The sequence below is a fragment of the Limnothrix sp. HT2024 genome (assembly GCF_059138625.1).
Window position 1 is genome coordinate 3,152,236 of sequence record NZ_CM181121.1, and the last position, 15,590, is coordinate 3,167,825.

Annotated in this window: 8 protein-coding genes; 6 read left to right on the forward strand and 2 right to left on the reverse strand. The window is 53.3% G+C overall.

Annotated elements, in window-relative coordinates:
• The first annotated feature begins 44 nt into the window (after positions 1-44).
• Both cimA and AC2IAX_RS12805 read left to right on the forward strand, forming a co-directional pair.
• Positions 45-1,721, forward strand: coding sequence for a citramalate synthase (cimA, locus tag AC2IAX_RS12800; RefSeq protein ID WP_494387821.1), 1,677 nt, complete (start codon positions 45-47; stop codon positions 1,719-1,721).
• 468 nt (positions 1,722-2,189) lie between these two features.
• Positions 2,190-4,619 (forward strand): CHASE4 domain-containing protein, encoded by a 2,430-nt coding sequence (locus AC2IAX_RS12805; RefSeq protein ID WP_494387822.1) that lies wholly within the window; start codon positions 2,190-2,192, stop codon positions 4,617-4,619.
• Between the two features lie 127 nt (positions 4,620-4,746).
• On the opposite strand, the gene AC2IAX_RS12810 is transcribed toward AC2IAX_RS12805, so the two are convergent.
• The gene (locus AC2IAX_RS12810) at positions 4,747-5,505 is read right to left on the reverse strand and encodes an ABC transporter permease (protein WP_494387823.1); all 759 of its coding nucleotides are present in this window, start codon (positions 5,503-5,505) and stop codon (positions 4,747-4,749) included.
• 1,144 nt (positions 5,506-6,649) lie between these two features.
• Between AC2IAX_RS12810 and AC2IAX_RS12815 the strand changes: the two genes are divergently transcribed.
• From AC2IAX_RS12815 to ribD, 4 genes are all read left to right on the forward strand, one after another.
• The gene (locus AC2IAX_RS12815) at positions 6,650-9,103 is read left to right on the forward strand and encodes a hybrid sensor histidine kinase/response regulator (RefSeq protein WP_494387824.1); all 2,454 of its coding nucleotides are present in this window, start codon (positions 6,650-6,652) and stop codon (positions 9,101-9,103) included.
• 169 nt (positions 9,104-9,272) lie between these two features.
• Positions 9,273-13,205 carry a type ISP restriction/modification enzyme gene (locus AC2IAX_RS12820; protein WP_494387825.1) on the forward strand — a complete coding sequence of 1,311 codons (3,933 nt, stop codon included), beginning with the start codon at positions 9,273-9,275 and terminating at the stop codon, positions 13,203-13,205.
• Positions 13,206-13,281: 76 nt separating this feature from the next.
• Positions 13,282-14,016, forward strand: coding sequence for a Uma2 family endonuclease (locus AC2IAX_RS12825; protein ID WP_494387826.1), 735 nt, complete (start codon positions 13,282-13,284; stop codon positions 14,014-14,016).
• A gap of 114 nt (positions 14,017-14,130) precedes the next feature.
• Positions 14,131-15,279 (forward strand): bifunctional diaminohydroxyphosphoribosylaminopyrimidine deaminase/5-amino-6-(5-phosphoribosylamino)uracil reductase RibD, encoded by a 1,149-nt coding sequence (gene ribD / locus AC2IAX_RS12830; RefSeq protein WP_494387827.1) that lies wholly within the window; start codon positions 14,131-14,133, stop codon positions 15,277-15,279.
• Here ribD and AC2IAX_RS12835 read toward each other — a convergent pair.
• Entirely contained in the window at positions 15,276-15,527 is a 252-nt protein-coding gene (locus AC2IAX_RS12835) for a hypothetical protein (protein ID WP_494387828.1), read from the reverse strand. The two genes, ribD and AC2IAX_RS12835, sit on opposite strands and share 4 nt — an antisense overlap.
• Positions 15,528-15,590: the final 63 nt, after the last annotated feature.

The window sequence follows — 15,590 nt, forward strand, 5'->3', positions numbered from 1 at the left end:
ATTTACTAGGCCCTTGATAGGCGATCGGTTTAGGCACTGCAACCATGGTTTTTTCCGCCCCCGCGCCGGATGCTGCACCCAGCAACGGCCCCGCCCAGCCCAGTTCTCACCAGGCGAGTCCTCAACTGTGGCTCTATGACACCACGTTGCGGGATGGGGCCCAGTCGGAAGGTCTCTCATTTTCCATTGAGGACAAGCTACGGATTGCCCGCAAACTCGATCGCCTGCGAATTCCTTTCATTGAAGGGGGTTGGCCCGGGGCGAATCCCAAGGATGTGCAATTTTTTTGGCAACTTCAGGAAGAACCGCTGGAATTTTCCGAGGTGGTGGCCTTTTGCTCCACCCGCCGACCGGGCATGAGCGCCGAGGAAGATCCGCTCCTGAAGCCGATTTTGGCCGCTGGGACACGTTGGGTGGCCCTTTTTGGGAAATCTTGGGACTTGCATGTGACCGAGGGCCTCAAAACCACCCTCGATGAAAACATCGCCATGATCCACGACTCGATCGCCTTTTTGATCAGCCAAGGGCGACAGGTGATCTACGACGCGGAACATTGGTTTGACGGCTATTTGGCGAATCCCGACTATGCGATCGCCACCCTCAAAGCAGCCCACGAGGCCGGGGCCGCTTGGTTGGCCCTCTGCGACACCAATGGCGGCACACTTCCCCACGAGGTGGCTCGGATTGTGGCTGAGGTGCGGGAATGGCTGCCCGCGGCCCCATTGGGAATCCACACCCACAACGATTCCGGCACGGCGGTGGCCAACGCGATCGCCGCAGTCCAAGGGGGCGCAAGGATGGTGCAAGGCACGATCAATGGCTATGGCGAGCGCTGTGGCAACGCCAACCTTTGCACCCTGATTCCTAATTTGCAGTTGAAACTGGGGCTGAACTGCATTCCTGCCGCCCAGTTGGCGGAGTTGACGGCCACCAGTCGCTTTGTCAGTGAAGTGGCGAACTTGGCTCCGGACGATCGCGCACCCTATGTGGGTCTGTCCGCCTTTGCCCACAAGGGCGGGATCCATGTCAGCGCAGTGGAACGCAATCCCCAAACCTATGAACATATCTCGCCCGATCGGGTGGGAAACCAGCGCCGAATCGTCATTTCGGATCAATCGGGTTTGAGCAATGTGTTGGCCAAGGCCCGCTCCTTTGGCTTAGATCTCGACAAACAAGACCCCGCCTGTCGGCAGATTTTACAAACCCTCAAAACCTTGGAAAACCAGGGCTATCAGTTCGAGGCCGCCGAAGCCAGTTTTGACCTCCTGATGCGAACGGCCCTCGGCCAGCGATCGAGCTTTTTTGTCCTAAAAGATTGCCGCGTTCACTACGATTTTGGTGAACCGAGCGATCGGGAATCCTTGGCCACCGTCAAGGTCACCGTGGGCGATCGCACCCTACTGGAAGTGGCGGAAGGTAACGGCCCCGTGGCGGCCATGGATGCGGCCCTGCGGCGAGCGCTGGTGCAGTTTTATCCAGTGGTGGCTCAGTTCCACCTCACCGATTACAAGGTGCGAATTTTGGATGGCGGCGCGGGCACATCCGCCAAAACCAGAGTCCTGGTGGAATCCAGCGACGGCCAGCAGCGTTGGACAACCGTGGGGGTCTCCGGCAACATTTTGGAAGCTTCCTATCAAGCGGTTGTGGAGGCGATCGAATATGGCCTGATTCTTCACGGCATTCAGACTTTGCAACCACTGCCCCTACCTTTGGAGGTCTAAAAAATCACATCTTTGGCAACCCTGTGCCACGGAGGTGTTGTGCCAAAGTGCCATTCTTGAAGCAGGATTTTAGGGCTAAGAAATAGACTTCCCGATCGCAAAAGCAACGGTTAAATTATGAACCTTTGCTAATCTTTAATGTCCCAGATTTCGGCAATCCTACGGATTTTCTCTGAACCTGCGCACCTCTGAGACCGCAGGGGGCCAACCGGAATCGGGGCTGATTTTTCGCTCTGGCCGCCCACTGGGCCTGAGTCGTGGCCGTTCCCATGCCCACCCCCTGGCTGGCCAATCTACCTGGCAGTTTGCTCCCAAAGATATTTACCATTAATTCAAAACCGAGTTAACCCGAAAGAAAATTATCTAAATTGGATCTCAGAGGAAAAAATTTAACAATAATTGAAGTTGCGACCCCTCTATTTGTGATAACTCTGAAGGAAAGATGGAAAAGGATCTTGAGGCAGTTCTGTGCTGAAATCAGCTTCGTCTGAAGGTGAGCAGGTGCGACGCGGCTTTCGGCAGCTCGTGGTGACCATTTTGTTGGTATCAGGGTTGCTTTACACGGGCGTGGCGAGTGTCCTGCTGAACACCATCACCAGCCTCGAACAAAGAACCATCGAAGAACATACCAACCGCTTTACTCGGTTACTTTACCGGCGATCGGCCCAGCTTTTGCCATCGGCCTGTGATTATGGCTATTGGGATGCAACCCATCGGTTTCTAGGGCAGCCCAATGAAGACTTTATTCGCAATAATTTTAGTCCAACCAATTATCAAAGCTTTGATTTAACCATCATGGCCGTGGTGGGTCGCGATGGCAAAATTCGCTATGCCCGAGAGCGCCAAGTCTCAAATCAATCCGGCAGCACCGCCAACGATCGCTATCATGAACCCTCCACAACCCTGGCGTATTTTTTGCAATCCTTGCCGAAAGGATTTCAATCAAACCCAGACCAAAAGCGGTTGGCGGGTGTGGTAGCCATTGACAATGATTTATTAAGCATTGCCATTTGCAGCATTCCCAATCCGCAAAAGCCGGATCAAGTGGATGGTTGGTTTGTGATGGGGCAGCGGCTGGATGCTCGCGTGCTTCAAGATTTAAGCCAATTGGTGCCGGGGGCTTTGGAAATTAAGGTCAGCCGTCATTCCAACAATTTACCCCTCTATGGAACCTTTGATTTTTCGGGTCAAATCCGACGAAATCAGCGCACCGAGGTAACTGATTCATCGCGTAATTTGGTGGGTTATCGCTACTTAGTGGATGTATATGGCAAGCCCAGCGCGATCGCCCGAGTCACCATTACGCGCACCCTACACCAACATAGTTTGTATGGACTCTTGAGCATTGGTGGCATTTTGGTGCTGCTCAGTTTGGGATTCATTAGCCTGGCTTGGCAGGCCCTGCAACAGGCGTTGCAAAACTTAGATGAGCGCGATCGCGCGGAGGCCGCCTTAATTGAATCGGCCACTCAAAATCTCGATCGGGAAACCTATCGCGCTCGCATCATGGAACTGGAGTTAATCCTTCAGGATTTGCGGGCTTCTCAGGCTCAGTTGATTCACAGCGCCAAGATGGAAAGCTTGGGCAAAATGGTGGCGGGCATTGCCCATGAAGTGAATAATCCCGTGAGCTTTATTCAGGGTAATTTGCGACACCTTAAAAAATATCAACAGGATCTTTGCGACCTAGTACGGCTATATCAAAAATACTATCCCGTTGCCTACGATGAAATTTTAGATCGCAGCCGAGAAATGGATTTAGTGTTCATTTTGGAAGATAGCGATCGGGTGATTCAGTCCATCGATCGTGGAGCCGATCGGATCTATCGAATTGTGAATGCCCTGCGCAATTTTTCGCGATTGGATGAATCGGATTTGAAATCGGTGGATCTCCATGCGGGCATTGACAGCACGATCGAACTCTTAGACCACGCCTTAGAAGAACGCTCATTCCGACCAGCGATTGCGATCGAGCGAGTCTATGGCGAATTACCCCTTGTTGAGTGTTATGCACGCCAGCTCAACCAAGTTTTTATGCATTTACTCATGAACTCGATCGACTCCCTCGACGAGACCATGAAAAAACACTATCAACGAGTTCACGGCAAACCGGCAGACTCAGCCCCGAGCGCCTCAACCACTGCTCCCGTCATTTTGGGTGCAGAGCCGGGAACCGAAATTGACCTTAGTAATTCAGAACCCATGGATGGGGAAAGCCATCGTTCACCGGTCTTGAAAACCTCCGCCGGCCCACCTGCGAAAGCCCCCCGAAATTCCAGTCAATCGACGAGCCAACCGAGCCTGGGAAATGCGGGTGTCGGCAACCTGGGTTCTGGAACCGCTAGCACTAGTAATAATACCAACAACGCCAAAAACACCAACAACAATAGGCGAAATCGAGGGGCTTCCTTTGCAGAGCAACTGAGATCAAAATTACAAACCTTTGACACTAATGGCTCAGGCTTTGAGGCCGCTAAGGTTCCATTACAACCCACCATCACAATTCGCACTAAAGTGGATTTAAACCGCTGGGTTTTGATTTCCATTGCCGACAACGGCTTAGGCATTGACAAGCAAGTTCAATCGCGATTATTTGACCCCTTTTTCACAACCAAGCCCGTTGGTCAAGGCGCTGGGCTAGGGTTATTCATTAGCCATCAAATTATTACGCAGCATGGCGGACAACTCCGCTGCATCTCTGAGCCGGATCAGGGTAGTGAATTTATTATTTTGCTGCCCCTGAAGCAGATTCGCGAAACTAAACCCCAGGAGGAGTTGGCGATGAAGTTGCGATTTAATCAGCTTCAGCGGGGCTTGAGTTATGGTCATGATCGATCGCCCCATTTGGCTTCGGCTCCGGCAGTTTCTGCCACCGAGGAAGAAGCGTCCAAAAGTTAACCACGCCACGGGGCAACTCCGTTCCTTGTAGTCCGCCCCTTGTCGCAAGTTGGTACAAGTTGACTCAATTCGCCCTAGCGTAATCGGCCCAGCGCGATCGTTGGGCGATCGTTCTAGCGCGATCGCTCTAGCGCAATCGTTGGGCGATCGGGTCAAAACACAAACGACCAGCCCCCCAGGCCACCACCAGCGCACCAACGGAGACAGCCAGCGCCGCCGCCACCATCACCAATAGCTGCACCGACACGGCCGTCAAGGGATCCATGCCTCCCAGCAGGGCCCCACTCACCAAACCAGGCAACGTGAATAGCCCCGCACTGGTGAACCCGTTCAAGGTTGGCACAAGGGCCGATCGCAGGGCCGCGCGACGATGGGGGGCGATCGCCTGTTGGGTCGTGGCTCCCAAGCTCAATCGCTGTTCAATGTCGTTGCGGTGCGATCGGGCTGCCATCATCACCTGTTCCCCCGCGATCGCCGCCCCATGGGCCGCCGCCCCCAACACCACAGCCCAAACGGGAACCCAAACCCGAGGCTCAAACCACTGACCCGGCCGCAGCACCAACAGCACCACCGGCACACTGGCCACCAGTCCGGCCCCCAACAGCCCGCCCAACAGCCAGGGCAAGAGTTGGGGCCATCGTTGCCCCATCTGTTGGTGGGCGGAAACCACCGCCAGCCCCCACAATCCCCCCAGGGCGATCGCCAGGTTGCCCGGAGACGGAGCCGCCCAAACCAAGGCCAACAAACTGCCCACCGCCGTGAGTTGCAACAGGGCCCGCCCGATCGCCCGGCCCCAAGCCTGCGTTAGCCCCAAGCCCTGACTGGCACAGAGGCCCACTGTCCCCAACGCCAATCCTCCCAGCCACAACAAATCCACTGGTTCCATGAAAGAACCCAACTCAAAAAGACCTCAACGCCATCCTAAATTACGCATTAATTACGTATTTCTCCACAATTTCTCCACAACTTCTCCCCAATTCCTCCGCCATTACCACGTTGCTACCCTGTTGGGGCTGCGTCGTTGATCTGAAATTAATCTGAAATTAATCTGAAATTGATATGCAATTAATACGCCATCAATGCATCATTTACCGATTCTGATGCACCATTGCTACGAAATAAATCTGCAATTATCATGTCGTTAACCTGAGATTAATTGAGCTTCTGAGTTAGATTTTCTTGAAAAACTGATCACAGGTATTGATTGCGGTGATTAATTGTAATGTTTTGTTTCGTTTCAAAAAGTTTTGAACCTTTCTTTTGTTGAAAACTACATGAATAACCTTGTGGATCTTGAGAATAATCTTGAAATTTAGTTGGAAAACCTCAAAAAAGTCACACTGATTGCCCATTTCTTGAATAAAATTTTTGTCATGATTTCAGAATCTTTCATTCCTTAAGTGATCCGGATTGAATTTGGAAGAGCCTGATTCAATGACAGAATTAGAATCCAGAAACTTTTTAGATTAATTTCCTCGTAAATTGACTATCTTAGAATTACTCAAATAGAGAATATTGATTCGGGATGGCTCCATCCGCCATTGGGCTTCGTGATCGTTGCTACTGGTCAAAGAGGCGACTACAGGGCATTTCTCATCTTTTTGGCGATTCTCTCTTGATGTTTTTGTCAATGCCCTTGGCCCTATTTCGTGTTGGCTACCAGGAAAAAAGGTATTTTTCGGCGGCTTTGGGTTGAGTGAGTGATTTCAAAACAATTCTCATTCCCTAGCCCCATTGAGAAAACCTCTAGTTAGGACGAGTTAGCGCACTGTTTCACTTTGACCCCGTATCTGCCGGAATCAAGTTCTGGATCAGTTGGCTGCCATTAAGCTTTCACTGCCGGGACGATCCCAGTTGTCAACGCCTCAAACAACGGTCAAATGTGTCATGACAATCTGAATGGTGTGGCTGAATTTGGTGATTGAGGTTGAACCGTTTATCCGTTACAGGCTGCCTGAATTTACGCAAATCTACGTTGAATTTGGGAGTTTCTGCCATCCCCTAGAACGCTGTCTGCCAGCGTACCGATCATGAGTGGCTCGTTTGCGCAATCACTGCAATGGACCTTGACGGCGGAGGGCTGTCAACAGGTGCGATCGCTGCTCTGGCAGTCAACGTTGGATTGTCTCCAGGAATTAGGCAATTTGCCGGAATCCGGGGCGATCGCTACAGAAGGGGACGCGACGATCGGGAAGCGACAACAGCCCGCTTTTGCCCTGGTGACGGGGCCGGGACTGGCTTGGTTGTTGACCATGGAGCGATCGAGCGAGGGCGAGGATCCAACCGGGATGGCAACAGAAGCGCCGGAATTATCGATGCGCCGGGGGCGGGGCCGCGGCCACAAAGCCAGCGGCCGCGGACCGATCGAGGATCCAGCAATCACCACTCACCAAACCCTACGCCAGGGCTTAGATCAAACCACGCTCCATCCGGGGATCTATCACCTGCGGCTGACGGACGATCGCCGGGCCATTCAAGCCCTGATGAAGGAACGGGGATTGCTGAAAATCCCCCAGGGCTGGCATAAGGCCAATGCGTCGCTCCAGTCGGCCGTATTGGTGCGATGGCTGGCCACTTGGACGCAGGCCCTAACCGCTCCTTTGTTAACCAATGCCCCTGCGCCTCGGGTTGGGGAGGGCGATCGCCACCTGATTGATTTGCTGGTGGGGATTGTTCAGGAACAGGAATTGCCCGTGGTGATTGACCGCGCCTTGCAAACCCTCTGTCAGGGCTTACGGGTCGATCGAGCGTTGATCTATCAATTTCAGGCGCGGTTACAGTCCATTCGGCTCTGGCGACAGGCGGATCAGGCGGCGGGGATGCCTTCCCCTTGGGAGGATCCCAACTGGCAAATGACTCGCGATTGCGTGACCTATGAAGCGCGTTTGGACGACCAGGTGGCTTCGGTGCTCTATGAGGGGGCCGATCGCTGCTTTGTGGATGACTTTGAACCCCAATGGCGATCGCAGGAACAGGAAACCTGGATTGTGAACGATGGGGGGCGCGATCGGGCGGCGCGGGCCCAACTGGCCGTGCCGATTTTGGCTCCCATGCGTGGCTCGGTGGGGTTATGGGGATTTTTGGTGCTCCATCAGTGCGATCGGGCCCGGCTTTGGACTCCCGAAGAAGTGAGCCTAGCCCAACAAATCGCCCAGGGGTTGGCCGTGGCCGTGCGGGCTGCCCATCTGGATGCCACCTTGCAGCAGCAACAACAAACCCTCGGTCAGCAAATCAACACCCAAACGCGGGTTTTGCAGGAAGCCCTGCTGGCGGCCAAGTCGGCCGCTCGGGCTAAGAGTGAATTTTTAGCCACCATCAGCCACGAGCTGCGCACCCCCCTAACCTGTGTGATTGGTCTGTCGGCTACCCTGTTGCGCTGGTCTTTTGGGCAACTGAACCAAAAACAGCGCGACTATTTGCAAACCATCCATGACAGCGGCGAGCATTTGCTGAAGCTAATTGAAGACTTGCTGGAAATGTCGCAGGTGGAAGCCGGGCGCACCGTGTTGAGTGTCAGCGATTTTTCAATTACCCAATTGGTTTACTCGGTGGTGAATGGCGAGCGGCCCCATGCCATTGAGCGCGGTGTTGAACTGCTGCTGGAAGTGCAAATTTTGGCGAAGGACGATCGCTTTTCGGCCGATTGTCATCGTGTGCGGCAAATTCTTGGGAATCTGTTGGGCAATGCAATCAAGTTCACACCCGAGGGTGGCCAGGCGATCGTGCGGGTTTGGCGAGAACAAGACCTGTTGATGTTGCAAGTGGAAGACACGGGCATCGGCATTCCTGAGGATTGGATTCCGCAACTCTTTGAGATGTTTCATCAGTTCGATCCGTCCTACGGGCGGGTCTACGACGGCTTGGGGTTGGGCTTGGCCCTGACCAAGCAGTTAGTGGATCTGCACAAGGGTTGGATTGAGGTGGATTCTTTGCCCGATCGGGGATCGACTTTCACGGTGGGAATTCCCTCCCAAGCCCCCACCATCGAGCAACCCGTCGTCCCCCATGTGGAAGAACCGGTAGATTGGCGGCCGTCAGGCTCGGTGATCCTCATTGATGCTCAGGAGGAGCGGGCGATCGCCGTTTGTGAGTTGCTGATGGCGGCTGGGTATCAAGTGGTTTGGACTCCAGACGGGGCGATCGCCTTGTCCCAATTGGATGTGTTGCAACCCCAGGTGGTGATCGTCAGTTTGCGGCTGCCGGGCATGGATGGTTGGGAAGTGGTGGCCGGATTGCGCCGCCAAGCGCCCCGAGTGCAAGTGCTGCTGTTGGGCGATCGCGCCGAGGCCTCACCGATTTTGGTCGATCATCCCAATCTGACAGTGGATGTGGTGCTGGGAGAAAAGTTCGACCCGGAGCGCCTTTTGCACGAGGTGAACACCCTGTCCCAAGCCGCTGCCCGGGCCGTGCGCATGAACAGCCAAGCCACGGGCGTGATGACCCGTGCCCGATCGCCCCTCGCCGATCGCTCAAACGATCGATAGGGGTTAATCAACGGTTCTGGATTCAACAGACCTGGGGAAAGGGGTGGTTTGATCGATCGATTGCGGTGCAGGGGAGATGAGGCAAAAGGGTTGGTTTGCGCCAAGCGTTCTCCCATGCACTACGGCTTCCTGAAATGTGATACAAAAAATCAGGATCTTTGCGGGTGGGATGTCCGCATTTTGGCTGGGAGATTGGGATATGTCGCGCTTGCTCATCGATCGCTACTATGCGGATTTGGCCGAGCGCAAGCAATATGGCGGGCAGAGTAATGAAGGCAATTTGCGACAATCCTTTGCCAATTTGCTGGATAGTTATTGCCGGCCGCGTAACTATCGATTGGTGGAAGAAATTGCGACTCGCACAGCCCGAGGCAACATCATCAAGTTTGATGGGGTGGTGAAAAATGCCCTGCGGTTCGATTTGGGCTACTGGGAAGCGAAGGACACCAAGGATGATTTAGATCGGGAAATTGCGGCCAAATTTGAAAAGGGCTATCCCGACGACAATATTTTATTTGAAAATACCGAAAAGGCGGTTCTCATTCAAAGCGGTGAGGAAGCCTTTCGGATTGAATTAGCGGATGCGGCGGCGTTGGATCGTTGCCTGAATCAGTTTTTGGATTATGAGCGGCCGGAGGTGAAGGGATTCCGGCAGGCGATCGAGAAGTTTCGGGAGGATTTGCCGCAAATTGTGGAGGTGTTGCGGGAGACGATCGCCCAAGAAGAAACCAGCAATCAGCGATTTTTGGAGTTACGCGATCGGTTTTGGGAAACCTGTAAAACCTCAATTAATCCACAAATTACGCTATTTGATATTCAGGAAATTTTGATTCAGCATATTTTGTCTGAGGATATTTTCCTGAATGTGTTTAATGACGCGCAATTTCACCGGGATAACAACATTGCGCGGCAAGTGCAATCGGTGGTGGACACGTTTTTTACGGGTGGGTTGCGGCGAAATGTGCTGAAGTCGATCGACCACTATTACGGAATCATTCGGCAGCGATCGGCGGCGATCTCGGATCATCACGAGAAGCAAGAGTTTCTGAAGTCGGTTTACGAGAATTTCTATAAGGCCTATAACCCGAAGGCGGCCGATCGGCTGGGGATTGTCTACACGCCGTCGGAGATTGTGAAGTTCATGATCGAGGGAACGGATCACCTACTAGAGAAACACTTCAATCGGTATTTGTCAGAGCTAGGGGTGAAGATTCTCGATCCGGCGACGGGGACGGGGACGTTTATTACGGAGTTGATTGAATATTTATCGCCACCAACGCTGGAGCAAAAATATCGCGAGGATTTGTTTTGCAATGAGGTGGCGATTTTGCCGTACTACATTGCAAACCTGAATATTGAATATTGCTATCAGCAGAAAACGGGAAACTACGAGGAATTTAACAATATTTGTTTTTTGGATACGTTGGATCATGCGGGGCTGAAGGAGGAGCAAAAGGATCTGTTTTCGATTTCGGTGGAAAACACGGAACGGATTCGGCGGCAAAATGCGGAAGATTTGACGGTGATTATTGGCAATCCGCCCTATAACGCTTGGCAGGAAAATTTTAATCTCCGTAATCCGAATCGTCCTTACAAGGAAATTGATCAACGAGTTAAGGAAACCTACATCAAAAAAGGGACAGCACAACTACAAACTGCTGTTTACGATATGTATGTGCGGTTTTATCGCTGGGCAGTAGACCGTCTGCGCGGGCAGGGAATTATTGCATTTATTACGAATCGATCGTTTATTAACTCTCGGGCTTTTGATGGGTTTCGGAAGTGTTGTTCAGAAGAGTTTGATTATATTTATTTGATTGATTTGGGTGGTGATGTTCGGGAAAATCCGAAGCTTTCGGGCACGACACACAATGTTTTTGGGATTCAAGCGGGTGTGGCGATCTCCTTTTGTGTGAAACTTCCTAACTCGGGGGCAAGGGGCTTAAGCTCCTTATCTGATCCGGTACGCAGTCGTGAGGGGGCAAGGGGCTTAAGCCCCTTGTCTGAGGTGACGGGATGCAAAATCTTTTATGTTGATCAACCGGAGATGGCGACGGCTAAGGAAAAGTTGCGGTTTTTGGCTGAAAGCTCACTGGAGTTGCTGGCCAAGTCCGAGATGGTGCGGATTAAGCCCGATGCGAAACAAAACTGGATTAATCAGACGGATAACGATTTTGATCAGTTGTTGCCGTTGGTGGATAAGGAAGTGAAGGCCGGTCGGGGCGATCAAGCGATCTTTCGTCTATTTTCACGAGGTGTTGCAACCCAGCGAGATGAGTGGGTTTATGATTTCTCGCGTGAACATCTTGAGCAGAAAGTCAAATATATGATCGCTGCTTATCAAGAGCGCCTAAAAACTGGCAAACGCCGCGAATCTCTTGATATGAAATGGGATCGTGAAACCGAAAAATACTTGTCTGCTGGCATCGTCAAGAAATTTGCAAAAGATTCTGTTCGCATCGGTGCTTGGCGTTCTTTCTCTAAAAAATATTTTTACTTTGATAAACATTTTAATGGAATGATTTATCAAGTATTTAACTTATATCCAAGTGTGAATTCTGAAAATAAGATTATCAGCGCAACTGATGCTGGGACTCAATCTCCTTTCATGGTCACATCAACTGATTCTGTACCTGATTTGCACTTGGTAGGAACTGCGGCTCAATGTCTACCGCTTTACACCTACGATCGCGACGGCAATCGCAGCGAAAACATCACCGATTGGGCGCTGCAACAATTCCGCGATCACTACCAATCCCAGCCCACCCAGACAAGGGGCTTAAGCCCCTTGCCCCCCAACGACAGCGCATCGGAGCAGGTCAGACCCAGTAGCAGCGCACTCACCCAGACAAGGGGCTTAAGCCCCTTGCCCCCCAACGATGGCGCACCGAAACAGACAAGGGGTTTAAACCCCTTGCCCCATGATGTTGATCAGGTCACTGATAGTGGTGAATTGTATTACTGGCTTGTGACTTTCGTAACCCACAATGCACGACTTTCAGAGCGAATGGTTGCCTATCACGTCAAGCGTGGCGAACCATTCATTTTCGATGCGGCTGATCGAGTCTTGATTGCTCAGAAAATCATTGAGGCTGCTCAACGCTACTCATTAGCAGTTCAAACTTTCAACGTTCTGCCTGATCATGTCCACTTGGTCATGTCAGCACCCGATGAAAAAACATTGAATGAATCAGTTCGCAAACTGAAGGGATACACTTCGTCTGAATTTAAAAAAGCTCGCCAACTAGAGCCAGGGGTGGGTATTTGGGCACAGAAATTTAATCGCGAAAACCTTGTATCTGAAGCAGATATTCAAGGAGCGATCGAATACATCCAAAACAACGCCTATAAACATAGCGATCGTTGGGGACAGTCCTTAATTGATGCATGGGAAAAGGGACAGGAACCCGATTACCTTTCCCTCAAGAGCATGATTGCAACCTTACCCCAACCCACCCAGACAAGGGGCTTAAGCCCCTTGCCCCCCAACGACGGCGTACCGGAACAGACAAGGGGTTTAAACCCCTTGCCCCAGAAGCATGGGGGCGATCGACTGATTCAAAAGGAAGATATTTTTCATTACACCTACGCCGTTTTGCACCATCCCGCCTATCGGCAAAAATACGAAATTAACCTCAAACGCGACTTTCCCCGACTGCCCCTTTACGAAGACTTTTGGCAATGGGCAAACTGGGGCCGCGACCTGATGGATTGGCACATCAACTACGAAACGATCGAACCCTACCCGCTCGATCGCGCCGACCTGCCCCCCGACGACAAAACCAACCCACCCAAACTAAAAGCCGACAAAGCAAAGGGAACCATTCAAATCGATCGGCTCACCACCCTCAGCAACATTCCCCCGATCGCTTGGGACTACAAACTCGGCAACCGCAGCGCGATCGAATGGGTCTTGGATCAACACAAAGAAAAAACGCCCAAAGATCCCACCATTCGCGAATTGTTCAACACCTATCGCTTTGCCGACTACAAAGAACGGGCGATCGATTTGATCCAGCGCGTTTGCACCGTTAGCATCAAAACCATGGCAATCGTGCAACAAATGCCCGCCGAATCGGTGCATCAACCGCGAATTTCCTGAGGCTCCACCCAACCCGAATCGACACAATGGGAGCCACGGCCCAAACCGCAACCGCAACACCCGCGAGGCCCACCCGATGATTGCTCAACTGGATCCGCAAGCTTCCCCAGCGGTGATCTATCCCGACAGCGACGGCCAACCGATCGCAGATAACACCCAACAATTTCGCTGGATTTCCGTCATTCAAGGCAATCTGGATTGGATTTTTGCCCAGAATGATCAAGTGTTTGTGGCCGGCGACTTGCTTTGGTATCCCGTGGAAGGCGACAACAAAACCCGCCAAGCGCCCGATGTGATGGTCGTCTTTGGGGTGGCCAAGGGCGATCGGGGTTCCTATATGCAGTGGCGCGAAGGAAACATCGCCCCGCAGGTGGTTTTTGAGATTTTGTCGCCCGGCAATCGACTCGCAGAAATGCTGAAAAAACAGACGTTTTACGATCGCCACGGAGTCGAGGAATATTACATTTATGACCCCGATCGCCATGAACTCAGTGGGTTTTTGCGCGGGGAAGCGCCGACACCCTGGCTGACCCCGATCGAGTCCATGGAAAATTGGGTGAGTCCACGCTTGGGCATCCGTTTTGAATTCACCGAAACCAGCCTGAATCTGTTTCAGCCCAACGGCCAGCCCTTTTTGACCTATGCGGAATTGGGCGAGCAACTGTTGAACGAGCGATCGCGTGCCGAAGCCGCCACCCAACGGGCTGAGGAAGAACGCCAACGGGCTGAACAGGAACGCCAACGAGCCGATCGCCTCGCGGAACAGTTACGCGCCCTGGGCATCGATCCCGATCGACCAGCGGACGGGTAAGGCACTTCAGAACAGAATTGGGCAATTTTGGAGGGTGGATGGGCCTCTGCCTTTACCATTTGGTTGAAAGAATCGCGGCTTCGATCGCGATCGCCCTTGCTCCTGTCTCGTCCTATGTTTGAGTTTGTCGCCGTCGATGCCCCCGCTGCCACCGAGTTCGATCGGGCAATGATGCGCCGTTGTTTGGAGTTGGCCCGTCAGGCCCTGGGGCGCACGGCCCCAAACCCAATGGTGGGTAGCGTGATTGTGCAGGGTACGGAAGTGGTGGGCGAAGGGTTCCACCCCGGCGCGGGCCAGCCCCATGCGGAGGTGTTTGCCTTGCGGGCCGCGGGCGATCGGGCGCGGGGAGCCACGGTGTATGTCAGCCTTGAACCCTGCAATCACTACGGCCGCACGCCGCCCTGTTCCAAGGCGCTGGTGGAAGCGGGCGTGGCTAAGGTGGTGATTGGGACGGTGGATCCGAACCCCCAGGTGGCGGGCCAAGGCATTGCCACGTTGAATGCGGCGGGCATTGAAACCCTGGTGGGGGTGGAACGGGCCGCGTGCGATCGGCTGAATGAGCCGTTTTTTTATCGCATTCAGCAGGGTCGGCCCCTGGGCATTTTGAAATATGCCATGACCCTCGATGGCAAAATCGCCACCACCCACGGCCACAGCGCTTGGGTGACCGATGAGCAGGCCCGGGCGGAGGTGCATCGTTTGCGGGCCGGTTGTGATGCGGTGATTGTGGGGGGCAACACGGTGCGGCGCGATAACCCCAAACTCACTAGCCACGGCCTAGACAGTCACGATCCGCTGCGGGTGGTGATGACCCGGCGGCTGGAGTTGCCCCAAACTACGGCCGATGGTCGAATTTTGCACCTGTGGGAGCCGTCGGAAGCGCCAACTTTGGTGCTAACTTTGCCGGGCGCAAATCCGGAAATGCAGGCTTGGTTGCGCGATCGGGGCGTGGAAGTGCAAGAAGTGCCGGATCTGTCGCCGGCCCGGGCGATCGAGGTGCTGAATCAGCGGCAATTTCTATCGGTGTTGTGGGAATGTGGCGGGGCCCTGTCGGCCCAGGCGATCGCCGATGGATCGGTGCAAAAAATCCTGGCGTTTATCGCGCCCAAAATTGTTGGCGGGGTGGCGGCTCCGTCCCCGGTGGGCGATTTGGGGCTAACGCAAATGGGCGACGCGATCGCCCTGGAGCGGATCACCTGGCGATCGGTGGGCCAAGACTTCGCGATCGAGGGCTACTTACGCCCTGTCAAGAGAACCGATTAGGGGTGCATTCCTGCTGCTGCGGCCCAACCCAACAGTTCCGCCTCATCCTCGATCGCCACTTCCACATAGGCCTTCAACTGTCCCAAGTTGCTACCCGCCAGGGTCAACGCCGCCATCAACACTTGCTCCGTGTGGGCTGTGGCGGCCGGGTCTTGGGGATAGTTCACCAAAATTCCCAGCACGGTTTCTTGCTGCTCGATCGGGAACTGGGCTTTGACGTAATCGCGAATGGCTTGGGGCAATAACATCGCAAGGCTCCCGATCAACAAAAGCGACTGATTAGATGTTACTAACCAGCCGCTCTCGAAGCT